Source organism: Luteimonas composti (genome assembly GCF_042678665.1).
Classification (GTDB): Bacteria; Pseudomonadota; Gammaproteobacteria; order Xanthomonadales; family Xanthomonadaceae; genus Luteimonas; species Luteimonas composti.
In genome coordinates, this window is sequence record NZ_JBHTKU010000001.1 from 722,878 (window position 1) to 748,043 (window position 25,166).

19 protein-coding genes and 1 pseudogene are annotated in these 25,166 nt (G+C 71.1%); 8 read left to right on the forward strand and 12 right to left on the reverse strand.

All coding sequences use genetic code 11. The annotated features are described in order from the left end of the window. Positions 1-48: 48 nt before the first annotated feature. Positions 49-255 carry an ACT domain-containing protein gene (locus tag ACFQ2D_RS03390; protein ID WP_280940888.1) on the forward strand — a complete coding sequence of 69 codons (207 nt, stop codon included), beginning with the start codon at positions 49-51 and terminating at the stop codon, positions 253-255. 141 nt (positions 256-396) lie between these two features. Then, positions 397-777 (forward strand): tautomerase family protein, encoded by a 381-nt coding sequence (locus ACFQ2D_RS03395; protein WP_280940887.1) that lies wholly within the window; start codon positions 397-399, stop codon positions 775-777. A gap of 47 nt (positions 778-824) precedes the next feature. On the opposite strand, the gene ACFQ2D_RS03400 is transcribed toward ACFQ2D_RS03395, so the two are convergent. Beyond that, entirely contained in the window at positions 825-2,099 is a 1,275-nt protein-coding gene (locus ACFQ2D_RS03400; RefSeq protein WP_280940886.1) for an acyltransferase family protein, read from the reverse strand. Between the two features lie 385 nt (positions 2,100-2,484). Here ACFQ2D_RS03400 and ACFQ2D_RS03405 point away from each other — a divergent pair, with 385 nt between their 5' ends. Together ACFQ2D_RS03405 and ACFQ2D_RS03410 are read left to right on the forward strand one after the other, a co-directional pair. Then, positions 2,485-2,838, forward strand: coding sequence for a hypothetical protein (locus ACFQ2D_RS03405; RefSeq protein WP_280940885.1), 354 nt, complete (start codon positions 2,485-2,487; stop codon positions 2,836-2,838). A gap of 9 nt (positions 2,839-2,847) precedes the next feature. Then, the gene (locus ACFQ2D_RS03410) at positions 2,848-3,903 is read left to right on the forward strand and encodes a radical SAM protein (RefSeq protein WP_280940884.1); all 1,056 of its coding nucleotides are present in this window, start codon (positions 2,848-2,850) and stop codon (positions 3,901-3,903) included. 100 nt (positions 3,904-4,003) lie between these two features. Here the strand turns inward: ACFQ2D_RS03410 and ACFQ2D_RS03415 are convergent, their stop codons facing one another. From ACFQ2D_RS03415 to ACFQ2D_RS03450, 8 genes are all read right to left on the reverse strand, one after another. Next, positions 4,004-4,414: a hemerythrin domain-containing protein gene (locus tag ACFQ2D_RS03415; protein WP_280940883.1), complete on the reverse strand. Its 411-nt coding sequence runs from the start codon at positions 4,412-4,414 to the stop codon at positions 4,004-4,006. A gap of 906 nt (positions 4,415-5,320) precedes the next feature. Further along, positions 5,321-5,611, reverse strand: coding sequence for a hypothetical protein (locus ACFQ2D_RS03420; protein WP_280940882.1), 291 nt, complete (start codon positions 5,609-5,611; stop codon positions 5,321-5,323). Then, on the reverse strand, positions 5,608-5,892 hold the full coding sequence (locus ACFQ2D_RS03425; protein WP_280940881.1) for a hypothetical protein: 285 nt from the start codon (positions 5,890-5,892) through the stop codon (positions 5,608-5,610). The genes ACFQ2D_RS03420 and ACFQ2D_RS03425 overlap by 4 nt, the downstream gene beginning before the upstream one ends. Continuing rightward, positions 5,889-6,617 carry a hypothetical protein gene (locus ACFQ2D_RS03430; protein WP_280940880.1) on the reverse strand — a complete coding sequence of 243 codons (729 nt, stop codon included), beginning with the start codon at positions 6,615-6,617 and terminating at the stop codon, positions 5,889-5,891. The genes ACFQ2D_RS03425 and ACFQ2D_RS03430 overlap by 4 nt, the downstream gene beginning before the upstream one ends. A gap of 48 nt (positions 6,618-6,665) precedes the next feature. Then, entirely contained in the window at positions 6,666-7,094 is a 429-nt protein-coding gene (locus tag ACFQ2D_RS03435; RefSeq protein WP_280940879.1) for a hypothetical protein, read from the reverse strand. After that, positions 7,087-10,755: a class I SAM-dependent DNA methyltransferase gene (locus tag ACFQ2D_RS03440; protein WP_342457114.1), complete on the reverse strand. Its 3,669-nt coding sequence runs from the start codon at positions 10,753-10,755 to the stop codon at positions 7,087-7,089. The genes ACFQ2D_RS03435 and ACFQ2D_RS03440 overlap by 8 nt, the downstream gene beginning before the upstream one ends. A gap of 93 nt (positions 10,756-10,848) precedes the next feature. Further along, a complete protein-coding gene (locus ACFQ2D_RS03445; protein WP_280940877.1) occupies positions 10,849-12,111 on the reverse strand; it encodes a sensor histidine kinase in 1,263 nt (420 codons plus the stop codon). Continuing rightward, positions 12,101-12,799: a response regulator transcription factor gene (locus ACFQ2D_RS03450; protein ID WP_280940876.1), complete on the reverse strand. Its 699-nt coding sequence runs from the start codon at positions 12,797-12,799 to the stop codon at positions 12,101-12,103. The genes ACFQ2D_RS03445 and ACFQ2D_RS03450 overlap by 11 nt, the downstream gene beginning before the upstream one ends. Positions 12,800-12,942: 143 nt before the next feature. On the opposite strand from ACFQ2D_RS03450, the gene ACFQ2D_RS03455 reads away from it, so the two are divergent. The 4 genes and pseudogenes from ACFQ2D_RS03455 to ACFQ2D_RS03470 all read left to right on the forward strand — a co-directional run bounded on the left by ACFQ2D_RS03455 (position 12,943) and on the right by ACFQ2D_RS03470 (position 17,644). Continuing rightward, complete coding sequence (locus ACFQ2D_RS03455; protein WP_280940875.1) at positions 12,943-14,649, forward strand: ArnT family glycosyltransferase; 1,707 nt, start codon at positions 12,943-12,945, stop codon at positions 14,647-14,649. A gap of 232 nt (positions 14,650-14,881) precedes the next feature. Continuing rightward, a complete protein-coding gene (locus ACFQ2D_RS03460; protein WP_280940874.1) occupies positions 14,882-16,519 on the forward strand; it encodes a phosphoethanolamine transferase in 1,638 nt (545 codons plus the stop codon). Beyond that, positions 16,516-17,217: pseudogene (locus ACFQ2D_RS03465) on the forward strand (glycosyltransferase family 2 protein); the annotation flags it as partial. The gene ACFQ2D_RS03460 and the pseudogene ACFQ2D_RS03465, both read left to right, overlap by 4 nt. 43 nt (positions 17,218-17,260) lie before the next feature. Next, positions 17,261-17,644 carry a lipid-A-disaccharide synthase N-terminal domain-containing protein gene (locus ACFQ2D_RS03470; protein ID WP_280940873.1) on the forward strand — a complete coding sequence of 128 codons (384 nt, stop codon included), beginning with the start codon at positions 17,261-17,263 and terminating at the stop codon, positions 17,642-17,644. Here the strand turns inward: ACFQ2D_RS03470 and ACFQ2D_RS03475 are convergent. The 3 genes from ACFQ2D_RS03475 to ACFQ2D_RS03485 form a co-directional block, all read right to left on the reverse strand. Further along, the gene (locus tag ACFQ2D_RS03475; RefSeq protein ID WP_280940872.1) at positions 17,641-18,555 is read right to left on the reverse strand and encodes a 5'-nucleotidase; all 915 of its coding nucleotides are present in this window, start codon (positions 18,553-18,555) and stop codon (positions 17,641-17,643) included. The two genes, ACFQ2D_RS03470 and ACFQ2D_RS03475, sit on opposite strands and share 4 nt — an antisense overlap. 518 nt (positions 18,556-19,073) lie before the next feature. Continuing rightward, complete coding sequence (locus ACFQ2D_RS03480; protein WP_280940871.1) at positions 19,074-19,844, reverse strand: NAD kinase; 771 nt, start codon at positions 19,842-19,844, stop codon at positions 19,074-19,076. 248 nt (positions 19,845-20,092) lie between these two features. Continuing rightward, entirely contained in the window at positions 20,093-25,069 is a 4,977-nt protein-coding gene (locus ACFQ2D_RS03485; protein ID WP_280940870.1) for an NAD-glutamate dehydrogenase, read from the reverse strand. Between the last annotated feature and the right edge of the window lie 97 nt (positions 25,070-25,166).

Sequence of the window (25,166 nt, forward strand, 5' to 3'; positions counted from 1 at the left end):
CGATCGTCGTGCGCGAGGACATCGCGTGCCCTGGGCCTGCCGATCGTATTGCTGGCCGCCTGGATCACGCTGGCAGTCCATTCCGACCTCGCGGCGGTCGGACTGACCGCGGCGGTCTCACGGGCCCTGGCGGATTCGGGCATCGCCTGCAACGTGGTCGCGGGCGTCCGCCACGACCACCTGTTCGTGCCGTTCGAGGCGGCGCAACAGGCGATGGACGTGCTCGGCGCGCTGTCGCTGGCCGCGCGGACGTAGCCGCCCGCTGCGGCACGAGGGCGCCCGGGTGGCCGCGGGTCAGCCGGGTGCGATCGCAGGCGACGTGACGTCTGGCGTGGCGCAGATCCAGAATGACGCCATCCGGGCGCCTGTCGTCCACCCTCCCCGCGAGCCGTCGCCATGCCGCTGGTCACCGTCACCGTCAGGAAGCCGAAGCCGGCCGGATTCAAGGACGCAGTGCTCGATGCCGTGCATGCGTCCTTGCAGCATATCGGCGTGCCGCCGACCGACCTGTTCCAGCGTGTGATGGAACTCGACGCGGAGGATTTCCGCTTCCACCCCACCTATCCCGACGCGGCGCGTCCGCGTGGCGACGACTTCGTGCTGATCGAAGTGCTGCTGTCCGCGGGCCGGAGCGTCAAGGTGAAACGCGAGTTCCTCTCGAAGCTCGGCCAGCTGCTGGAAGCGGCGGGACTGGACATGGAACAGGTCATGGTGGTCTTCAGGGAGACCACCTGGGAGAACTGGTCGTTCGCGGGCGGCAGGCAGATCCACGTGTGAGCGCCGCCCCGCCGCGCCCGGTGCGGCCGGCGCGGCGGGCGCGCGCGTCAACGTCCGGGCTGGTCCAGTTCGACCGGCAGTGTCGGTGGCTCCCCGCCCGCACAGGCGGGCATCGCGGGCGACGGCCCCGGGGCGGCGGCAGCCGTTCTGGGCGCGTGCAGCATCGGATGCCGTTCGGACACGAAGCGCGACTTGAGCCGGTTGATGGGCGATTCGAGCAGGCGGAAGCTCAGGTGGGCGACCAGCACCGCGAACAGGGTCTTGGCCAGCAACGACACCAGTCCGGCCTGTTCGATGTCTACCGACAGCAGCTCCAGCCCCTTCACCAGCAGCACTTCCGAAGGCCGCTGCAGGATGTACAGCCCGTAGCAGATGCTGCCGAGGTAGACCAGCCAGCGCATCCGCAGCGCAGCCGCCGCGGGGCGTCCCCGCCGTTGCAGCGCCCAGGCCACGACCACGTAGAAGTACAGCGCCAGGAAGCTGTAGCCGAAGACCCGGCAGAAGAACGCGGTGCGGTCGAAGCCGCCCAGCGCGAAGATGACGGCCCCCACCCCGGTCAGCACGGGCAGCAGCACCGACAGCGCCCGCGCCGGCAGGGCCGCGCCCGAACGGGCGACGATCGCGAGCCAGACGCCGACGCCGAGGTTGTCCAGCCGCGCGATCGTCGACAGGTACTGGATGCGCTCGTTCTCGGGAAACAGCGCGAACATCGCCAGCCGGAACAGGGGCGACAGCACCATCAGTGCGACCAGCACGCGCTTGAGCGCGGCCAGGTCGAGCCAGCGGACCAGCAGCGGGCACAGCAGGTAGAACTGCTCCTCGATCGAGATCGACCACAGCGGCGCGAGCATGTAGGCCGGCTCGACGCCGGTGATCGACTCGCGGATGTTGCCGGCGAACAGCAGGTACCAGAGCGGGCTGCCCGACTCGCGCACGAAGCCGGTGTCGGCGTACGCCACCTGGTGCAGGATCGCCTGGCCGGTCGGCACCACGGCGAACATCGACAGCACCAGCAGGTAGTACAGCGGGAAGATCCGCAGCATCCGGCGCGCATAGAAGTTGCCGAAGTAACGCGCGTCGCGGCGCGTGTCGAGCAGGATGCCGCCGATCAGGAAGCCGCTGATCACGAAGAACAGGTCGACGCCGATCCAGCCCAGGTGCGCCAGTGGCGCCCACTGCGCGAAGAACGCGCCCGAATCCGGCCAGAAATGATGGATCGTGACGAGCAGGATCGCGATGCCGCGCAGCCCCTCCAGTTCGATGATCCTGCCGCGGCAGTCCGGTCCCGGTCCCCAGCCGGGGGCCGGCGATGCGGCCGGCATGGACGTCGCGCCGATGGCTACCGATGACAACCGCTGCGCCAAGCCGGCCTCCCTTGGCCTGTCCCGACCGGGGTTAACGCGGCCAAGGGCCAGCTAAGGACGGCCGGCGGACGCGCTCCCCACCTCGTCACAATGGCGGGCAAGGGCATCGTTGCGCGCATCCCGCCTTGCGGCGTGATGCAGCCACGTCCCAGGGCGGCGCCCGCGTCCATGTGGTTCGCGGTGGACGCCGGTCGCCATCGCACCGCTTGTCCGATCCGCGAAAGCCTCGGCGTTCTTCCCATTGCAACCGATGTCGATCCGGCCGCGTGCGGGCAGGATCCAGGGGGCGGCGAAGGAGTGCCCGTCCGGCGTGCGCCGCGCGGCCATCGAGGGAGCAGGACACATGAAAGACACCAAGAAGAACGCATCGGTCGAGGATGCGTTGATGGAGCAGCTCCGCTACGGCGGATTCGACAAGCAGAACCTCGCGGAGCTGGTGAAGGTGGCGGCCAGCATCCACAAGGGCGGCCTGGAACACCTGCGCGGCTTTCCCCTTGGCAAGCCGCCGGTCGTCGACGGACTGCGCCTGAGCGGCGACGTGAGCCTGGATGCCATCGGCCCGCTGCTGCAGCAGATCCTGCCGAAGACGCCGCGCCTGTCGGGCCTGCGCCTGTTTCCCAAGGGCATCCCGTGGCCAGAGGTCTACCACGTGGACGTCGACCTCGGCGCGCCCGTGCAGCAGCAGCGCGGTTTCTGAGGCACGGGCATGGGCATCCCTGACATGCTGCCCGCGTCCGACGGGGCCCTCGGCCCCGTCGGCAACGCCACGCTGCAGATCCACCCGTCGCTCAAATGCAACCTCTCGTGCGCGCACTGCTATTCCAGTTCCGGTCCATCGGCGGCGCTGTCGCTCGATCCGGCGCTGGTCTGCCAGGCGATCGAAGACGCATCCGCGCTGGGCTACACCGTCGTCTCGGTATCCGGCGGCGAGCCGCTGATGTACCCGGGCCTGGAGGCCGTGCTGCGCCACGCGAAATCGCTCGGGATGCGCACCACCGTCACCACCAACGGCTTCTTCACCGACCACGCCCGCTTCGCGCGGCTGGCCGGGCTGGTGGACGTGCTGGCGATCAGCCTCGACGGGCCGCCGGAGGTCCACAACCGCGTGCGCGGCCATCCCCTCGCATTCGAACGGTTGCACCGCGGGCTCGATGCCGTGCGCGCGGCCGGGCTGGCGTTCGGCTTCATCCATACCCTCACGCGCACCGACTGGACCCACCTGCCCTGGGTGGCCGACTACGCCGCCGCGCAGGGCGCCAGCCTGCTGCAAGTGCATCCGCTGGAGATGAGCGGGCGCGCACGCAGCGAACTGGCCGATGCCGGCGCGGACGAGAACATCCTGGCGCGCGTGTACCTGATGGGCATCGCCATCGCCAGCAAGCATGGCTGCCGCATGCAGCTGCAGATGGACATCGTCTACCGCGAGCACGTGCGCGAGCATCCGGGCCTGTTCTACGCCTGCGGCAACGCGGCCGCGTCGGCGCCAGAAGCGCTGGGCCTGCTGGTGCTGGAAGCCGACGGCAGCGTGGTCCCGCTGTCGCACGGCTTCGACCAGCGCTATCGCATCGGCAACCTGCACGAGCAGCCGCTGCGCGAGGCCTGGCCGTCGTTCCGCGACCGCCGCCTGCCGGGGCTGCGGCGCCTGTGCAGGGAGGTCTGGGACGAACTGGGCGGCGACGACGGCCCGCTGCTCAGCAACTGGCACGAGGTGGTCGGCGCCCGCAGCCACGCGCACCGCATCCCGGCCGCGCTGACGGCCTGAGCCGGGCGCCCCGGAGGCGCGCTGGCGCCGCCGGGGTAAAGCGCGCGACGATGCGCGCCCGGCGGCCGTCCGCACGGCCGCCGCGGCGGCGCGCGGTCGATCAGGCCTGCTCGGCGGCCGGGTACAGCTCGGTGTTCTCCCGCTGCAGGCGTTCGAACAGCGCCCGCAGCACGGTATTGGCGTCGGCGCGGAAGCCGTCGGGATCCGCCGCCAGCCGGGCCGGCACGCGCCAGCGCTGCACGAAGCCGGCGAAGTCTTCCGACAGCCCCTGCATCTCCGTGCGGTAGCGCCCCGCCATCGCCGCCACGCGCGCATCGCCGCTGCGCTCCAGCGCCGGATACAGCACCTGCTCTTCGGCGGCCAGGTGGAACTTGATGTGGCTGGCCGTGCTCACGATCGCCTCGCCGATGCGCTCGGCGTTCTCGCGCACGCCCGCGCGCGACAGCGCCCGCAGCGCGTCGATCTGTTCGAGGATCCGGTCGTGGTCCCGGTGGTAACGCGCGATCTCCATCACTGCTCCAGCTGCAAACGGAATGCGGGCCGGCATGCGCAGGCCCGTGCCTGTTAACGGCGGGACGGCGTGGGACTTGAGCTGCACGGACATGGGGACACCCGGGACGAACAGCGTGGCCGAAGTCCGGTCGCCCGCCGTGCACCCGCGGACGCGATGGACCGGATCAGGAGGCCGGCATCCACCGCCCGTCGCCCCCACGGAGCCGTGGTTTCCCACGCCCGTCACCCCCGCGCAGGCGGGGGCCCAGCGTCCGTGGCCCCAACAGAAGGGTTCCCCCCTCGCCAGCCGGCCCGCGCAGGCAGGTTCCCACCGCTCGTCACCCCCGCGCAGGCGGGGGCCCAGCGTCTTTCCCACGTAGCCGGCGCGGCTGCGCCACGGCCGCGGTCCGCCTGCCTGCAGGTCCCAGGCGGTCGCGCAAGCCAGAACGGGTCGCACGCAAGCGTCTGCCGGTTGCGCGCAAGCGCCAGCTGGTCGCGCGCGAGCCCTTTCCGGTCGCGCGCGAGTCTTTTGCGGTTGCGCGCAAGCCTTTTCCGGTTGCGCGCGAGCCTTTTCCGGTCGTGCGCAAGCCTTTCCCGGTTGCGCGCAAGCCCTTTCCGCTTGCGCGCGAGCCTTTTCCGATCGCGCGCAAGCCTTTCCGGGTCGCGCGCAAGGCTTTCCTGTTCATTCGTGGGTCCCTGCCAGTTGCGCGCAGACCACCTGCCATTGCGGGCAAGCAGCTGCAGCTCGCGCGCAACATCTCCCGCCATGACCGGCGGCAGCGGGGCTGCCCTGGACGTCGGCCGGCCCCGTGCGGCCTACGCGCGTCGCAGTTGGCCGTCGACGGCAGGCACTACTTTTCGAATCGCTGCCTGCCCTCTACCAACCCGACGCCCCGCTTCCGCAGCAGCCGGCCACCGCAGCGCACTACCGCATGCAGACCCTGCAGCGCGTCACCGGCCGCCCGTAGCGGCTGCGCAGGTCCGCTTCCAGCGCCTCCAGTTCGCCAGCACACACCTTGACGTAAGCGCCCGTGGTGAAGTTGCCGATCCAGGGACTGGACACCACCGCATGCGTGGCGCGATGGACCATCGGGTACTGCGGCACGCACCCTGCCCGATCCATGTTGGCGACGAACCCGCCTGGATCCGACTGCACCCAGGCCAGGTACGCGGGCTCGTCGTTGTCGAACAGCCGTGCATCCCCGCCGGGCTTCATGCCGGCTCTCCATTCATGGCGGTGGCCAGTGCCCGCGCATCCTCACGGGCCAGGAACAGCGCCTCGAGGCGACAGGATCCGAACTCGCGCTGGAGTTCCTGCATCCGCACCGGATGGTTTCCGTACCTGGCCGCGCGCGTGCCACCCACACCTTCGGGCAGCCTGTAGACGCCCCAACCGCGCGACCGGGTGGTCGGCCCGTCGACACGGACCTCCGTCAACTCGATGGCACGGCTGCGCAAGGCGGCAAGTTCGCCGCTCGGACCCTTCGATGGCCTCATGTGTCGCTCCTCCCTTCCTCGAAAACTTCCGACGCCGTGATCCGTGCCACCCTGCCCGTGCCCAGATCCACGATCAGGCCCTCGCCCGGCAGCGAGGCCTGCATGGTCACGCAGGCTTCGTCGGGGGCTTCGTGGACGAGGATGAGCTGCGACAGGCGCTGCCTGTCCTGATCGGCGATGGCGCCCCACGCACCGGCCTGCACGGGCGGCATGAAGTGCCGGTGCCAGTCGCAGACGATGTCTTCGCTCCAGCCGACCAGGGCCGCCGTCGTGCGCCAGGGTCGTGGCCTGGACACCGCGCGCTCCAGTTCGGCGGCCACGCGGCGCATGGCGCGGACGCTGTCGGAGGACGGCGGCAGCTTCTTGCCGCCCCAGGCGGGCAGGCCCGCGCCCCGCTCGATGGCATCGATGGCCGCCACCGGATCGCGGCCGAGCAGCGCCAGCAGCCCGCCACCCCCGCCGCCCGATGCTTCCCAGCATCCGCAACGCCAGCCGCCGAGATGGAAGTCGAGCTGCGCTTCCCGCGTCCCGTCCCTTGCCCGCAGGTGCATCTGGAGCAGGCCGGCCATGGAAACGCCGGGGTGGACCTGCAGCAGCTCGAAGCGGTAGTCGACGTGCCGGCGCCGCACGATCTCGGTCATGGCCCGCCATGCCAGCGCGGCCAGCAGGGTGATGCGCAGTTCGCCGGCCCGCAGGGTGGATGCTTCTGTCTCAGGCGCAGTCAAGGCCGCTCTCCTTCGAACGCACGAGGGCGGGCGCCAGCCGCATCCGGCCTACTCGCTGGTCGCCCGACAGCGCTGGCGGGTCTGGCTCCAGCCGCCTTCGATGCGGTTGGACACGAAGCCGCCGATGCAGGCCTGCGTGTAGCCGACCCTGCGCGCTTCGACCGGACCGGCGTAACCCGGGAGCGGGGGCGCGGCGGGACGCGGCGCGGGCCTATGGCGGTACGTGGGCGCAGCCGCAGGTGGCGCTGGCGCAGGTTCGGACAGCAGCGCATGCAGCTGCCGTTCGAAATCCTGCACCACATGGCGGATGACCGCCATGGTGACCAGCGTCTGCAGGATCCCGTACAGGCACAGTGCCACGAACACGGCGCCGACGATGCGCCAGAACGGTGTCCCCACCTCTTCGCGCCTCGGGATGTGGCGGATGTCGGTGTCGCGGAAACGCACCTGGCTGAAGTCGACGGGGTCGTCATGCACCGTAGCGGCCCCCCTGCTCCTGCGCGCGGCCCAGCGCGACCAGCATGTCGAGCAGGCGCGGCAGGCGCTTCTTCCACGGGCCGCGGGCGGTGAAGCGCGCGGCGATGTCGTCTATCGACAGCGGCACCGGGCTGGCGGCGAGCAGGTCGGCGACGGCGCGGACCTGTTCGACGGTGTCCTTCGGCCAGGGCTGCGGCTTCACTGCCGCCGCCGGGGCGGCTTCGGCCTCGTCATCGGCCGGCGCGTCACCGGTGGCGAGCGCCTGCTGCTCGGGCACGCGGCGGGCGTCGGGGGCCTGGAAGTCGGGGCGCAGCCAGCGCACGTGGCCGCGCGCTTCCTCGGCGGCGCGCTCGGCGTTGAGGGCCACCAGCCGTTCCAGCACCGCCTCGTCGAAGGCGCGCTTGGCGTCCTCGCGGGACTGCCCTTCGGCGGGTGCGTCGTTGCCGTGCGCCACCCGCAGCAGCGGCAGCAGGTCGCCCCAGCCGTAGGCGTGCAGCACGGCGGCGTCGAGTTCGTCGTGCAGCTGGCGCAGCACCGACACCAGGCCCTGCTCGTGGATCGTGCGTTCCTTCGCGGTCAGCGCTTCGCCGCTGCGCAGTTTCTCCAGCACGTTGTACATGCCGGTCAGGGTGAGGCCGGGATGCGCGGCCTGCTGGCGCTTGCGGTGGGCGTCGAGCTGTTCGGCGAGGGCGCGGATGCGGTCGGAGGGGTATTCACCGTAGGTCTGCGTTTTGCCGCTGGTGCCGTCGTGGTTGACCAGGGCGACGCCGATGGGGCCGGCGAACTTGTCGGCACTTTGGAGATCGGGAAATGGATAGGTATTAAACGTCTGCTGGTGTTGGTACCTCGGATCATTGCCAACTCCAAGCCGGCCGCCTGCTGCAAGTGCCCACGTCTGATGAACGGTTGAGCTGAGTACTCCAAGATTTACCGCATCATGAAGTGCGATGACCACAACTGTGGTCTCACTCACCGCTCCCGGCTCCAAGAACGAGAACACCCGATGCTTGGCGGTGCGGCACGTGCCGATTAGGCGGTTGATCCCTTGCACTGCTGGACGGAAGCGGAGTCGCGGCTCAGAAAACCGCCACCAGTACCGGCGGTAAGAGTCTCTTGGGTTCTGATCACGCTCAGGCTTCACGCGTGTCAGGAGCCACTGGTAGGCAGCGGGATACCCATCTCTGAGCTGTGACTCCGAGAGGTCGGTAGCGTCTATCACGAACTTCGTCCGACGCGATCTAACCAAGTCGCTCCCGATGAAGAAGGGGTGAGCCAAGGCCCTTGATCGAGTATCCGAGAGCGTTTCGAGGTCGCTCTCTTCCAATAAGAATCCTTGGCCAGACAACTGTACGCCCGGGCAGGCGAGTCCAATATTTGACGCTAGCGGGCTGGCGCCAGACACGTTAGCGCCGACCGTTAAGTCTGGATGCAAGATACCCACGACGGTCCGCAGGGTTACCGCCATCTCACCACTGTCGGTAGGATCTTCGGAAGCCACAGACGCGAGTTGTCCTTCGGCCGTGCAGTTCGCAGCTACAGAGATCGCAATTCGCACAGCTGCGCCATCTACTGCATCCACCCACGGATGATCCGGGATCGCGAAGACGAGCGACAGCGGTTGCTCGATCCCGCTCTCCCTCCTTAGCATTGCCCCCGCCTCACCGACACTGGATACCCGCGTTCGCGCGGATGACGAGGCCTTTGCCTTCGCTGTGGGCGGGGCCAGCGCGGTTTCGATGACACGTCGGTTGAAAGCTTGGCGGATCGAGTTTGTGGTGATGAAGCCGAACCGCTCCAGCGCCCCCCGGCGCGTGAGCTGCGCGGCAAAGTGCCACCAGTACATGACCAAATCCGCCGACTCTGGCACTTCCGGCCACGCGCCCCGCAACGCCTCCACATAACCATCGCCCAGCGCAGTCCGCATGCGCTTGTTGCCGATGAACGGCGGATTCCCCACCACGAAATCCGCCTCCGGCCACGCCGCCTTGCGCGGGTTGGCGTAACGCTCCACCGGCTTTCGCGCGGTCTCGTCCGGCACCGGTTCGCCGGTCACCGGCGAGGGCTTCATGGTTTCGCCGTCCCAGCGGGTCACGGGCACGCCGCGTTCATCGGTGACGTACTCCACGCGGTCATAGGCCAGCACCGCGTCGCGGCACTCGATGTTGCGGAAGTCGCGGATCACCGGCTGCGGCGGGTGCACGTCGCCGCGGGTGCGGTAGTGCCACTGCAGGTAGCCGATCCACAGCACCACCTCGGCGATCGCCGCCGCGCGCGGATTGAGTTCGATGCCCAGCAGGTTGTGCGGATCCACCGTCTCGCCGGCGGTGGCGTCGGCGCGCTCGCCGCCGATGGCCAGGCCGGTCTGGCGGTCGCCCAGCTCGTCCAGGGCGTTGAGCACTTCGCCCTCCAGCCGCTTGAGGTGTTCGAGCGTCACGTACAGGAAGTTGCCCGAGCCGCAGGCCGGGTCCAGCACGCGCACGCTGCACAGGCGGTGGTGGAAGCGTCGCAGTTCCGCCACGGCGGCATCGGCCTTGTCCTCGGCGGCCAGGGTGCCGGCGGCGGCCTGGGCCTCGCTCCATTCGCGGCGCAGCGGCTCGATCACGGTGGGCAGCACCAGGCGCTCGACGTAGGCGCGCGGGGTGTAGTGGGCGCCGAGCTTGTGGCGGTCCTTCGGGCTGAGCGCGCGCTCGAGCAGGGTGCCGAAGATGGCCGGCTCCACGTGCTTCCAGTCGGCGCGGGCGGCCTCCAGCAGCAGGCCGATCTGGGCGCGGTCAAGCGGCAGGGTGTCGGGCTGCTTGAACAGCTTGCCGTTGAAGCGCAGCACGTCGCCGGCCAGTACGGCCGAGAAGCCGCCGGCGTCCATGTCGCGCCACAGCTGGGCCAGCATGCGCATGGCCACGTCGGGCTGGTCGGCATGGCGGGCCAACAGGTCGCGCAGGCTGTCGCGCGGCAGCAGCGCCACGTCCTCGGCGAACATGGTGAACAGGCAGCGCATCAGGAAGCGGGCCACGGCCTCGGGATCGTGGCCGGGCCGGCCGTCGGCGCCCTTCTCCAGGCTGCGCGCCAGCCGCGCGAGGCGGTCGGCGATCTCGCGGGTGACGCGCGCGGACTCGCGGCTGGGGTCGAGCGAGAGCGGATCCAGCCAGACCCGGCGCAGGCGCTCGCGGATGGCGGGCCGGCGCAGGTCGTCGAGCGCGATGCGGTGGCTGCGCGGGTCGGGGAACGGGACGTAGGTGCCGCCGGAGCGGCTGAATTCCGAATACAGCTCGATGCGGTGGCCGACATCCACCACCACCACGAACGGCGGCCGGCCCTCGCTGGCCGGCAGGGCGCGGGCGTAGCCTTCGGCCTGGCTGCGCGCGCGCAGCAGGGCGTCGTCGAAGCCCTTGGTATGGCTGCCCAGGCGGACCTTCTTGGATTCGAGCACGAAGGCGCCGCGGCGATACAGGTCGATGCGGCCGGCGCTGGTGCTGCCGTCGCCATGGGCGAAGCTGATCGGCCGCTCGAACATGTAGTCCTGTTCGGGCGTGGGATGCGGCGCGTCCACGCCGAGCAGGCGGCACAGGTCGATCAGGAAGCTCTGCGAGGTGGACAGCTCGGAGGCGGCCACGCCCTGCCAGCGTGCGATGAAGGCATCGGCCACGTCGTCCGTGGCCTGCATGGTGTGTCGATCCTGCACCCGGCTCCCCTGCCCTGCGCGTCGTGCGTCGGCTGGAAGGATACGACAGGCGCGCGCAGCGGCTGCCGGCAGGCCTCAGCGCAGCCGCAGGATGGTGCGCGTCCCGCGCTCGGGCTCCGACTCGAAACGCAGTTCCCAGCCCAGGTGTTCGCAGATGCGGGCCAGCAGGTCCAGGCCGAGGCCGCCGCCGTCGCGGCCGGCCGTGCGCGCCATCTGCGCGTAGATGCGCGCGATCTCCTCGGGCGTCATGCCGTGGCCAGGGTCGTCGATGGTCAGGGTGGCGTCGGCCGACAGCGCCACGCGGATCTCGCCCCGGTCGCTGTTCTCGATGGCGTTGCGCAACAGGTTGCCGATGGCGGCCTGGACGATGGAGATGGGCGCCTGAATTTCGCAGCGCTGGACGCCGCTGGCGTCGACCGCCAGCTGCTTGCCCTGCATCAGGTAGCGGTGATCGTCGATGATCTCGGGAATCAGCTCGTCCAGCTCGATCCTGTCGCTGCTCGATGCCAGGCGGCCGGGATCCTTGGCCAGCACCAGCAGCAGGGAGATCAGCTGTTCGACGCTGCGCGCCGTGCGCTGCGCGCGCAGCATCTGCGCGCGCGCGCCATCGGGCAGGCCGGGTTGCTGCAGGGCCAGGTCGATGGCCCCGGTGATCACCGCGGTGGGCGTGCGCAGCTCGTGGCTGGCGGTGTCGATGAACAGGCGTTCGCGCTCGATGAAACGGTCGTGGCGCGCGAGGTAGTCGTTCACGGCGCCCGAGATGACGCGCAACTCCTCCGTGGCATCGGCGCTGGGCCGCACCTGCTGGCCCGGCCGGTCGGGCACAAGCCGCGCGATGTCGGCGGCGAGCCCGGCCAGCGGACGCAGTGCGCGGCGCAGGCTCCAGCCCATCAGCAGCACCAGCACCAGTACCAGCACCACCGCGCTGCCGATCATGAACAGGGCCAGTGCGTACTCGCGGTCCTCCAGGTCGGTGATGTCGAGCACCAGCGTGTGGCGCACGCCGTCCACGTCGCGCACCAGCACCACCGTCTGCCGGCCGCGCAGCAGCAACTCGTCGTGCACGCCCTCGTCCAAGCCGCGCAGCGGTCCGGGAATGGCGGGATCGCCGCTGCGGTAGAGCTGCACCGTCGCGGTGTCGCGCCAGCGGTAGCCCGGCTGCTCGCGCTGGTGGCGCAGGTGCTGCTCGAGCTCGATCTGCAGCAACGCATCCCAGAGCAGGCGCTCGGCGTGCTCGTTGACGAGGACGCCATGCGCGAACACCGCGGCGGCGAGCAGCAACGCGTAGCCCGCGAGCCAGCCGGTCAGCCTGCGCTGCAGGCTGCGCCTACGCGCCATGCATGGGTTCCCCGGAGGGCTCGGCAATGCGATAGCCGGTCCTGGGCAGGGTCTGGATCAGCTTGCGGGGGAACGGACCGTCGACGCTGCGGCGCAGCTCGTAGATGTGGGAGCGCAGCATGTCGCCATCGGGCGGATCGTCGCCCCACAACGCCTGCTCCAGGCGCTGGCGCGTGACGGCCGCGGGGCTGGCCTGCATCAGCACTTCGAGGAGCTTGCGGCAGGCCGGATACAGGTGCAGCGCACGGCCGCCACGCGTGGCCTCGAGCGTGTCGAGGTCGAGCCGGAGGTCGGCCACCTCGAGCACGTGGCGCCGGCCACGCCCCTGGCTGCGCGACACCAGCGCCTCCAGCCGCACTTCCAGCTCGGGCAGGTCGAAGGGCTTGGTGAGGTAGTCGTCCGCGCCGGCACGGAAGCCCTGGATCTTGTCGGGCAGCTCGTCGCGCGCGGTGAGCATGATCACCGGCACGTCCGAACCGTGCTCGTTGCGCAGCCGGCGCAGCACCTCCGGCCCGTCCAGGCGCGGCAGCATCCAATCCAGCACCACCGCGTCGTAGGCATGGGTGCTGGCCAGGTGCAGGCCGGTGACGCCGTCCGGTGCGGCGTCGAGCACGTGCCCGCGCGCCTCGAAGTAATCGAAGAGGTTGGCCGTGAGGTTGCGGTTGTCCTCCACCACCAGCAATCGCACCTGGCTGCTCCCCAAGGCGCGGGCGGCGCCGGACGGGGGCAGACTGCCATGTCCTGCGTCGAAAAGCTGTCGGAGCCGCGCCTTTCCGACAATTCTCCGACCGTGGCCGCGCATGATGCGCGCCGAACCGGTCGCCCCGCCTCATGCCTGCCCACCCGCGCTCCGCTGGCTTCGCGCTGTTGATGCTCCTGCTGGCCGCGTCGCTGCTGGCCGGCGCCGGCATGCGCGACCCGCAGCCGGCGGACGAACCGCGCTTCGTGCTGGCGGCCAGCCGGATGCTCGAGTCGGGCGACTGGCTGCTGCCGCGGCGCGGCAGCGAGCTGTACGCGGACAAGCCCCCCGTGTTCATGTGGCTGCTGGCCGCCGCCCGGCGGCTCACCGGCGACTGGCGCGGCGCGTTCCTGCTGCCGTCGTGGATCGCCGCGCTGGCCGCGCTGTGGCTCACCGGCGACCTGGCGCGGCGCCTGTGGCATCCGGCGGCGGGGCGCCATGCGGCGCTGGCGCTGTTGGCGTGCATCCAGTTCGGGCTGCAGGCCAAGCGCGCGCAGATCGACATGGTGCTGGTGGCGATGACCACGCTCTCGCTGTGGGCGCTGCTGCGCTACCTGCTGCAGCAGCGCGACTGGCGATTGCTGGCCCTGGGCACGTTCGCGGCCGGACTGGGCACGGTGACCAAGGGCGTGGGCTTCCTGCCCCTGCTGGTGTTCCTGCCTTGGCTGCCGCTGCGCGGGCGCATCGCCGGCGTCGCGCCGGCGTCGCGCGCGGGCTGGCACGCGCTGGCCGGCGTGGGCGGCTTCCTGGCGGGCGTGGGCGTGTGGCTCGGGCCGCTGCTGTGGGCCCTGGGCACCCGCGACGATCCGGCGATGCAGGCCTATGCCGCGGAGATCCTGTGGACGCAGACCGGCACGCGCTACGCCAACGCCTGGCACCATCTCAAGCCTGCCTGGTACTACCTGCAGGTGATCGCCACGCTGTGGCTGCCCGCCGCGCTGCTGCTGCCGTGGCTGCTGCCGGCCTGGTGGCGCCGCCTGCGCCGGCGCGATCCGCGCTGGGTGCTGCTGCTGGGCTGGAGCCTGCTGGTGCTGCTGTTCTTCAGCGCCAGCCCCGGCAAGCGCGATGTCTACATCCTGCCCATGCTGCCGGCACTGTGCGTGGCGGCAGGCCCGCTGCTGCCCGCCCTCCTGCGGCGGCGGGGCGTGCAGCGCGCACTCGTGGGCTGGCTGGCGCTGGTCGCGGTGGCGGCGCTGGGGTTCGGCCTGCAGGCCTGGCTCGGCCCGCCGGACCGGCTGGTCGAACTGGCGGCGCGGCGCAATCTCGATCCGGCGACGCTGGCCACGCTCGGGCGCTGGCTGACCGCACTCGGCGTCGTCGTCGGGGCCTGCGTCGTCGCCTGCGGCCGGCAGCGCGCGGGCCTGGCCACGGTGCTTTCGATGGCCGTGCTGTGGACGGTATACGGCGTGGGCCTGGTGCCGGCGGTGGACGCGGACAGTTCCGGGCGCGCCATCATGCGCGAGGCCGGGCGACGCATCGGCCCGGATGCGCAGCTGGCGCTGCTCGGCTGGCGCGAGCAGCACCTGCTGCAGGCGGACCGGCCGGTGCTGGAGTTCGGCTTCAAGCGGCCCTGGCACGCGCAATGGCGCGACGCCTCGGCCTGGCTTGCGCAGGCGCCCGGCCAGCGCTGGCTGTTCGTGCTGGAGGAGGCGCTGGGCCCCTGCGTGGACCGCGCGCAGGCGCAGCCGCTGGGCGTCTCGAGCCGGCGCAGCTGGTGGCTGGTGCCGGGCACGGCGGTGCGCGCGGGTTGCCGGGTGCCGCCGCTGGATCCAGAGCCCGAGCCGCAGCCCCCAGGCTGAACGCAGTGCGGATGCGGCGGCCGGTTAACACGGTTCCGACAGGCTTCCGACCGCACTCCGACGTGGCGCTGCCGACGATGCGCGCATCCCGCATCCCCTTGCCGCAGTGCCCCACCCTTCTCCCACGCCCTCTCCGGTTCCTGCCGGCCGCACCGGCACGCGCGCCACTGCCGCGTGCGATCCGCGCGCGACGCAGGTCGCCGGTGCTTCCTGGCGCGACCGGGCCCGGGCCGTGCTGCGGCTGCGCCCGCGCCTGCATGGCGAAACCCTGATCGCCCTGGCCGGCCTGTACTTCGTGCTGTTCGACAACGCCGCGTTCTGGCACGCCGCCGTGGAGGCGCCGCTGCGGCAGGCCGGCTGGACGGCCTCGCTCGGCGTGCTGGTGTTCGCCGCCAACGCGATGCTGCTGTCCGCGGTCGCGTGGCGCTGGCTCGCGAAGCCGGTGCTGGCGCTGCTGATGGTGGCTTCCGCGCTGGCGTCGCACTACGCCTCCGCGTACGGCGTGCACATCGATGCCGACATGGTGCGAAACGTGCTGCACACCGACCTGCGCGAATCCACCGAATTCGTGTCGCACGGGACCCTGGCGGCGCTGGCGTCCACGCTGCCCGCGCTGCTCGTGCTGTGGCGGGTGCGGCTGCTGCGGCGGCGCCCGTCGGCGGCGCTGGCCCGGCGGCTGGCGTTCGTCGCGGTGGTGGCGCTGGTCGCCGGCCTCGCCATCATCGGCTCCGCGCGCGAGTTCGGCACCCTGGTGCGCAACCATCGCGAGACGCGCTACCTGGTGGCGCCGGCCAACGTCGTGGTCTCGCTGTTGAAGGTCGCCACCGAACGCGAGGAGCGCGGCCCGCGCTTCCAGATCGCCGGCGATGCCCGCCTGCTGCCGCGCGCGGCCGGTGCGAAGCCGCGGCTGCTGGTGCTGGTGGTCGGCGAAACCGCGCGGGCCGCGAACTGGGGACTGTCGGGCTATGCGCGCCAGACGACGCCGCGGCTGGCGGCCACCGATGGCGTGGTGAACTTCACCCACGTCACCGCCTGCGGCAGCAGCACCGAGGTCTCGCTGCCCTGCATGTTCTCGCTGCAGGGACGCGAACACTACGACGCCCGCGCGATCCGCGAGCACGAATCGCTGCTGCACGTGCTGGCGCGCACCGGCATCCCGGTGCTCTGGCGCGACAACCAGTCCGGCTGCAAGGGCGTGTGCGACGGCCTGCCGGTGCAGCGCCTCGACGCGGCGCACGACCCGGCGCACTGCAGCGGCCTGCGCTGCCGCGACGGGATCCTGCTCGCCGACCCGGCTTCGTGGCTCGGCGACGGCCTGCGCGACCGGGTCGTGGTGCTGCACATGCTCGGCAACCACGGCCCGAACTACAACGAGCGCGCGCCGCCGGCGTTCCGGCGCTACCGGCCGGCCTGCGCCTCGGCGGACCTCGGCGACTGCAGTCGCGAGCAGATCGTCAACGCCTACGACAACGCGCTGCTCTACACCGACGATCTGCTCGCCTCCGCGATCGAGTCGCTGCGCGCGCAGTCCAGCTACGACGCCGCGCTGGTCTACGTCTCCGACCACGGCGAATCGCTGGGCGAGAACGGCCTGTACCTGCACGGCATGCCCTGGCCGATCGCCCCGGACGTGCAGCTGCAGGTGCCGATGGTGGCGTGGCTGTCGCCGGGCTTCGCGGCGGCCACGCACATCGACACCGGCTGCCTTGCGCGACGGGCGGCCGAGCCGATCACTCACGACCACCTGTTCCATTCGCTGCTGGGGGCGCTCGACGTAGCCACCGCCAGCTACCGGTCCGACCGCGACATCTTCGCCCCGTGCCGGCCCACGGCCACCGCGCGCGGCCCCACGCAAGGGAGTACGACGTGAACACCTCCGACCCGGCACCGGCCCTTTCGATCGTGATCCCCGCGTTCAACGAGCGCGACAACATCGCCGCGCTGGTCGACGAGATCGCCCGCATCGAGGGCCTGGGCGAGTACGAGATCCTGTGCGTGGACGACCATTCGACCGACGACACGCTCGCGGTCCTGCGCGCCAAGGCACGGGACATGCCGCGGCTGCGCGTGCTGGCGCACGCGCGCCGGCTGGGCCAGAGCGCCGCGCTCCGCAACGGCGTGAAGGCCGCGCGCGGCAGCTGGATCGCCACGCTCGACGGCGATGGCCAGAACGATCCGGCCGACCTGCCCGTGCTGCTGGCGCATCGCGCACGGATGCCGCCGCGGGTGAAGCTGCTCGCCGGCTGGCGGGTCGAGCGCCGCGACAGCGGCAGCAAGCGCTGGGCCTCGCGCTGGGCCAACCGGATCCGCGCCGCGCTGCTGCGCGACGACACCCCGGACACCGGCTGCGGCATCAAGCTGTTCGAACGCGCCGCCTTCCTCGACCTGCCCGGCTTCGACCACATGCACCGCTACCTGCCGGCGCTGATGCAGCGGGCCGGCTGGGAAACGGCGAGCGTGCCGGTCGGGCATCGCCCGCGGCTGGCGGGCCGCTCGAAGTACGGCAACCTCTCGCGCGCCGCCGTGGGCGCGGTCGACCTGCTCGGCGTGATGTGGCTGGTCCGCCGCGGCAATGCCGCCACCCACCCCACCCTCATCCGCGAGGACGCCGATGGACACCATGAACCAGGAAATCGCGACGCTCGCCTGGACGGGCCTGCACGTGACGCCGTGGAAGCTCATCGGCCTGACCGGGGCGAGCATGTTCGCCCTGCGCTGGCTGGTGCAGTTCATCGCCGCGCATAAGGCCGGCGAACCGGTCATCCCGCGCGCGTTCTGGGTGATGAGCCTGGCGGGCAGCCTGATGACGCTGTCCTACTTCCTGTTCTCCAGCAAGCAGGATTCGGTGGGCGTGCTGCAGAACCTGTTTCCCGCCTTTACCGCGGCCTACAGCCTGTGGCTGGACCTGCGCCGCTCGCGCTTGCGGACCGCCCGCGCCGACGGTGCGCGCGGTGCAGGCGCGGTGGCGGCCGGAAGCGGACCCCCACGCGGCTAGGGGTTCGACACCCCGTGCGGCACGTGCCCCGCCAGCACGTGCTGGCGCGCGCTGTCGATGTTGTGCAGCGAGTCGTCGAAGAAGATGTCGGCGCCAAAAGCCTCGAGGAACGGCCCTTTCGCGCGTCCGCCGAGGAACAGCGCCTCGTCCAGGCGCACGCCCCACTCGCGCAGGGTGCGGATCACGCGCTCGTGCGCCGGCGCCGAGCGCGCGGTGACCAAGGCGGTGCGGATCGGCGCGGCCTCGCCGGCCGGATAAGCGGCCTGCAGGTCGTGCAGGGCCGACAGGAAGGCGCGGAACGGGCCGCCGGACAGCGGCTCGCGGGCGCGTTCGATCTCGTGCGCATGGAATGCGGCGATACCGCCCTCGCGCGAGACGCGCTCGCCCTCGTCGCCGAAGATCACCGCGTCGCCGTCGAAGGCGATGCGGATCTGTTCGTTCGGCGCGCGGCCGGGCTTGGGCCGCTCGGGCAGGATGCTGGCCGCCGCCACGCCGTTGGCCAGCGCCTGGCGCACCGAGTCGGGATTGGCCGACAGGAACAGGTGGGCGCCGAAGGGACGCACGTAGGGCCAGGTCGGCTCGCCGGAGGTGAAGGTGGCGCGCGAGATCGCGAGACCGTGGTGCTGGATCGAATTGAAGATGCGCAGGCCGGTATCGGCCGAATTGCGCGAGAGCAGGATCACCTCGACGCGCGGCGCCTCCGGTGGCGCGCCTTCGTTGAGCGCCAGCAGCTTGCGCACCAGCGGGAAGGCGATGCCGGGCTCCAGCACGTCGTCCTCGCGCTCGCGCTGGAAATCCGCGTAGCGCTCGATGCCTTCGCGCTCGAACAGGGCATGGCTGTCCTCCAGGTCGAAAAGCGCACGCGAGGAGATGGCGATGGTGAGGACGGCGACGGGCTCTTTGCTGGACATGCGGGGATTATGGCCCGAGCACGGCGCGAGGGATGAGAACCGGCGGGAGACGCGGGGGCATCTCCGGTCCCGGCGTGTCGCGAGGGGCACTCCCTCCCCCGGACGCGCGGTCACGGGGTGACGACGAGCTCCCTTCCTGGCGCGGGCGATGGGTGGGATGGGGGCAGGCCGGTTCTTCCGTCAGCACCCGCGCTTCGCGCGGGCCCCCATCCGCCTTCGGCACCTTCCCCCGCAAGCGGGGGAAGGGAGAGCCGGCACCTGCCTCGCAAGCGGGGGAAGGGAGAGCCCGCACCTTCCCGGCAAACGGGGGAAGGGAGAGGCAGTGCCTCCCCCGCACGCGGTGAACGGTGGACGATCAGCTCCCTCCCCCGCTCGCGGGGGAGGGTTGGGGTGGGGCCAACGATCGCGGCGATCTTCAATGCGCGCTCCGGCGCGCGCCCCATCCGCCGTCGGCACCTTCCCCCGCAAGCGGCGGAAGGGACAAGCAGCGCCCGCCCTCCTCGCCGGGCAAGCGCAGGTCAGGCCTCGAACTGCTCGCTGAGGATCCGCTCCTCGAGGTTGTGCTCGGCATCGAACAGCAGCCGCACGGTGCGCTCGCGCGACTCGCGGATCATCACCTCCACCACGTCGCGCACCTCGTGCGAGTCGGCGGTGGCGCTGACCGGCCGCTTGTAGGGGTCGAGCACCCGGAACCGCACCTCGGTGTCGGCCTTGAGCAGCGCGCCACGCCAGCGGCGGGGCCGGAAAGCGGCGATCGGCGTCAATGCCACCACGTTGGCGCCCAGCGGCAGGATCGGCCCGTGCGCGGAATAGTTGTAGGCGGTGCTGCCGGCGGCGGTGGCCACCATCACCCCGTCGGCGATCAGCTCATCCAGGCGCAGCTTGCCGTTGAGCTCGATCGAAAGGTGCGCGGCCTGGCGCGTCTGGCGCAGCAGCGAGACCTCGTTGTAGGCCAGCGAACCGACCGTGGCGCCGGATTCGGTCTGCGCCACCATCTCGAGCGGATGCAGCACCGCCGGCTCGGCCGCGGCCAGCCGCTCGAGCAGCTCCTCGGTGCGGTACTGGTTCATCAGGAAGCCGACCGTGCCCAGCTTCATGCCGAACACCGGCTTGCCCAGGCTGCCGTGCCGATGCAGGGTCTGCAGCATGAAGCCGTCGCCGCCCAGCGCGCACAGCACGTCGGCCTCGTCCGGTTCGCACTGGCCGTGGCGCGCGGACAGGGTCTGCAGCGCCGCCTGCGCGTCGCTAGTCTGGCTGGCGAGGAAGGCGATGCGGGGCGTCGTGCTCATCGGCGGCTCCAGCGGGGCGACCGTGGAGCATAACCGCGCCGGTGTGCGAATTCAGGCAAGGGGCGGCGGCACGCCGCCCGCGGGAAAGTTCGGGACGAGGTGCGCACCCAAGTGCGCTTCGGGATCGCCGCGACCGTCGGCGCCCACCCCGGCCCTCCCCCGCGTGCGGGGGAGGGAGTCCACGCGCCGGCGTGCGCCTGGCAGCATCAGATGCCCGGCCGCGGACCGTGCCGCGGCCGGGATCGGGCTCAGCCGCGCTGGGCCAGCTGCGACAGCCGCTGGACCGCGACCGAAACGGTCGGATAGTCGACGCTCTTCTGCGCGGCCAGCTCCGACAGCATGGCCAGGGTGAAGCGCAGCGACGGATCGTCGCGCTCCAGCCAGTGCCGAACCTTCTCTTCCGCGGTCTTGCCCGGGCATTCCAGCACCTGGCCGACGATGGTGCGCTGCTGCGCGGCGAGTTCCTCGCGCAGCACCCCGCGCGCCACCGCATGCCAGCGACCATCCACCTCGAGCGCGTCGATCTGCCGGGCCAGCCACGGCACGCGCAGCGCCTCGCCGACCCGGAAGTGCAGCTTCGCCACTTCGATCGGCCTGCGCTTGCGCTCGGTGGCCAGCTCGATGATGTCGGCGCAGGGTTCCAGGTACGGCAGCGCCGCGAGCTGGCCGGCCAGGTCCGCCGGCACGCCCTTGTCCAGCCAGTCGGCCAGGCTGGCCTCGTACTCGGGCCGCTGCGAGTCCGGCAGGATGCTGTCGCCCGCGCGGATGTCGCGGAACCCGCCGTGGTAGCGCTCCACCGCCGTGGTGATGTCCGGGATCGCGCCGGGACGCGACAGCAGCCAGCGCGTGAACGAGCGCTGCAGGTTCCAGATCACCTGCAGGGCGTCGATCTGCACGCTCTCGGGCACCTTGCCGTCGAGCGCGTCGATGTCCAGCCACAGCGCCCGCGCTTCCAGCGTCTCGCGGGTGATGGTGAAGGCCTTGGCGACCTCGCCGTAGCTGCGGCCGCTGTCCTCCTGCATGCGCAGCAGGAAGGTCGCGCCCATGCGGTTGATCATCGTGTTGGTCACCGCGGTGGCGATGATCTCGCGCTTGAGGCGATGCTGCTCCATCGCGTCGGCGTACTTCTTCTGCAGGGGCCTGGGGAAGTAGCGCTGCAGCTCCTTGGACAGGTACGGGTCCTCGGGCACGTCCGAGCGCAGCAGTTCGTCGAAGGCGACCAGCTTGGAGTACGACAGCAGAACCGCCAGCTCCGGACGGGTCAGGCCTTCGCCGCGGCTCTTGCGCTCGGCGATCTCGGCATCGGACGGCAGGTACTCGATCTGGCGGTCGAGCAGCCCCTGCTGCTCCAGGGTGCGGATGAAGTGCTGCTTGGAGCCCAGCCGCGTCAGGCTCATCCGCTCCATCAGGCTGATCGCCTGGTTCTGGCGGTAGTTGTCCCACAGCACCAGCTGCGCGACCTCGTCGGTCATCGAGGCCAGCAGTTTGTTGCGCGCCTCCATCTTCAGCCTGCCCTCGCGCACCTGGGCGTTGAGCAGGATCTTGATGTTGACCTCGTGGTCGGAGGTGTCCACGCCGGCCGAGTTGTCGATGAAGTCGGTGTTGAGCAGGACCCCGTTGCGCGCGGCCTCGATGCGGCCGAGCTGGGTCATGCCCAGGTTGCCGCCCTCGCCCACCGCGCGGCAGCGCAGGTCGCGGCCATCGACGCGGATCGCGTTGTTGGCGCGGTCGCCCACGTCCGCGTGCTGCTCGCTGCTGCCCTTGACGTAGGTGCCGATGCCGCCGTTCCACAGCAGGTCCACCGGCGCCTTGAGGATGGCCGAGAGCAGCGCGTTGGGCGCCATCGAGGTGGTGCCCTCCGGCAGGCCCAGCGCCTCGCGCGCCTGCGGCGAGATCTCGATCGACTTGAGCGTGCGCGGGTACACGCCGCCGCCCCTGGAGATCAGCTTCGCGTCGTAGTCCGCCCAGCTCGAGCGCGGCAGCGCGAACAGGCGCTCGCGCTCGACATAGGAGCGCGCCGCGTCCGGGCTGGGATCGATGAAGATGTGGCGATGGTCGAACGCGGCCACCAGGCGGATGTGGCGCGAGAGCAGCATGCCGTTGCCGAACACGTCGCCGGACATGTCGCCGATGCCCACGCAGGTGAAGTCCTGCGCCTGCGAGTCGCGGCCCATCGCGCGGAAGTGGCGCTTGACCGATTCCCAGGCGCCGCGCGCGGTGATGCCCATGCCCTTGTGGTCGTAACCCACCGAGCCGCCGGAGGCGAAGGCATCGTCGAGCCAGAAGCCGTACTCGCGGGCGATGGCGTTGGCGGTGTCGGAGAAGGTCGCCGTGCCCTTGTCCGCGGCCACCACCAGGTAGGGATCGTCCTGGTCGTGGCGGACCACGTCGCGCGGCGGCACGATGGCGCCCTCGACGATGTTGTCGGTGATGTCGAGCATGCCGCTGATGAACAGCCTGTAGCAGGCCACGCCCTCGGCGAACAGCGCGTCGCGATCGCCACCGGCCGGTGGCCGCTTGACGATGAAGCCGCCCTTGGAGCCGACCGGCACGATGACGGTGTTCTTCACCATCTGCGCCTTGACCAGGCCCAGCACCTCGGTGCGGAAGTCCTCGCGACGGTCGGACCAGCGCAGGCCGCCGCGCGCCACCGGGCCGAAGCGCAGGTGGGTACCCTCGATGCGCGGACCGTACACGAAGATCTCGCGATAGGGCCTGGGCTTGGGCAGCTCCGGCACCTGGGCCGGGTCGAACTTGAACGCGATGGTCTCCTTCCAGCCGCCATCGGCGGCGCGCTGGTAGTAGCTGGTGCGCAGGGTCGCGTCGATCACGCCCATGAAGCTGCGCAGGATGCGGTCCTCGTCGAGGCTGGAGACGTTGTCCAGCAGTGCGCGCAGCGCACGTCGCACCGCCTCGGCGCGCGCGTCGCGATCCAGCCTGCGCGCATCGACCACGGGCTGCAGGACGGCGCGCAGTGCATCGTCGCCACCGACGAGCGCGCGCAGCTGCGCGGCCAGGCGGGCGGCATCGGCGGCCGCGGCTTCGCCGTCGGGATCGAAGCGTGCCTCGAACAGCTCGACCAGCATGCGCGCGATCAGCGGATTGCGGACGAACGCGTCCTCGATGTAGCTCTGCGAGAATGGCACGCCGACCTGCAGCAGGTACTTGGCGTAGGCGCGCAGCAGCGCGACCTGGCGCCAGTCCAGCGAGGCGCCCAGCACCAGCCGGTTGAGGCCGTCGTTCTCGGCGTCCCCGCGCCACAGGCGCGCGAAGGCTTCGGTGAAGTCTCCGCCGACCTGGTCGACGTCGACCCCGGCCGCACCCGCCTCGACCTCGAAGTCCTGGATGTACAGCGACGTCTCGCCCGCCTCGAGCCGGTATGGGTGCTCGGTGACCACGCGCAGGCCGAGGTTTTCCATCATCGGCAGCGCGTCGGACAGCGCGATGTCGCCGCCGCTGCGGTAGAGCTTGAAGCGCAGCGCGGTCTCGCCCGCCGCGGGGGCCGGCAGCTGCTGCAGGCTCAGCTCCATGTCGCTGCCGTCGTCCAGTGCCGCCAGGCGCTCGACGTCGTCGGCCGCGATCGGCGGCGTGGCCTGCTCGATGTAGCCGGCCGGCAGCGCGCGGCCGTAGCGGCTGGCCAGCGCCAGGCCGAGTTCCTCGCCGTGGCGCGCGACCAGTTCGTCGCGCAGGTCGTCCTGCCAGTTGCGCACGATCACCGCCAGCTCGCGCTCCAGCTGCGACTGGTCGACCTCGACCTGCTCGCCGCTGCGCGGGCGCACGATCAGGTGCACCTGGGCGAGCGGCGATTCGCCGATCGCCACGTTCGCGTCGACGTGGTCGGCATGCAGCATGCGCCGCAGCATCGCTTCCACGCGCCGCCGCACTTCCGTGCTGAAGCGGTCGCGCGGGATGTAGACCAGTACCGAATAGAAGCGGCCGTAGCGGTCGCGGCGCAGGAACAGGCGACTGCGCACGCGCTCCTGCAGGCCGAGCACGCCGGTGGCGAGGCGGTACAGCTCCTCTTCCGAGCACTGGAACAGCTCGTCGCGCGGCAGCGTCTCGAGGATGTGCTTGAGCGCCTTGCCGCTGTGGCCGGTGGGCTTGAGCCCGGACTCGGTCATCACGTACTCGTAGCGCTCGCGCACCAGCGGGATGTCCCAGGGGCGGCGGTTGTACGCGCCCGAGGTGTACAGGCCGAGGAAGCGCTGCTCGGACACCGCGCGGCCCTTGGCGTCGAAGCCGAGCACGCCGATGTAGTCCATGTAACCGGGACGGTGCACGGTCGAGCGCGCATTGGTCTTGGTCAGCACCAGCACCTCGCCATCCCCGCCGGCGTTGATCCGGTGCGCGGCCAGCGACTTGAGCGGACGGCCCTTGCCGTCGCTGCCGCCGCGCAGCAGGCCCAGTCCGCTGCCCTCCACCGGCACCAGCAGTTCCTCGCCGCCGCCGCTGCGCAGCTGGTACTCGCGGTAGCCGAAGAAGGTGAAATGGTCGTTCGCCGCCCAGCGCAGGAACTCCTGCGCCTCGGCGCGCTCGGCCTCGTCGACCGGCAGCGGCCGCCCGGCGAGTTCGCCCGCGACCTGCTGCATCTGCTCGCGCATCTCCGGCCAGTCGGCGACGATCGCGCGCACGTCGTCCAGCACCTGCCGCAGCCTGGCCTCGATGCTCGCCATCCCGTCGGCGGTCTGGCGGTCGATCTCAAGGTGCATCACCGACTCGGTCTCGCCCTCGCCCACGCCGGTCATGCGCCCGGAGCGGTCGCGCGCGACCTGGATCACCGGATGGCCGAGCACGTGCACGCCCACGCCGGCTTCGGCCAGGGCCATGGTCACCGAGTCGACCAGGAAGGGCATGTCGTCGTTGACGATCTGCAGCACCGTGCGCGGCGACTCCCAGCCGTGCGTGTCGCGGACCGGATTGAACAGGCGCACCAGGGCGGTGCCCGGCTTGCGCTTGCGGGCGAAGCCGAGCAGGTCCTCGGCCAGGGCGGCCCAGCCGTCGGCGTCGTGGACGGGAAGTTCGTCCTCGGTCATGCGGCGGTAGAAGGCGCCGGCGAAAGCGCTGGCGTTGCCGTCGCCACCGCCGGTGCGCCGATGGATGGCGTCGAGGATCGGGGCGAGCACGCCGGCCTGGCGATCCGGCGCGCGCGCGCTGGTCGCGCGCTGCGCGGCTCGCTTGCCTGCGCGTTTGCCTGACGGGGTCTTGCCGGGTTCTGCGGGTGTCATGACGGACGGGCTCCGGATGGAGTAAGGCCCGCGTTCTCACGCGGGCCGGGGTGGTGGGCGGGCACCATGACGGGCCCGCCGGAAAGGTGGATCGAGA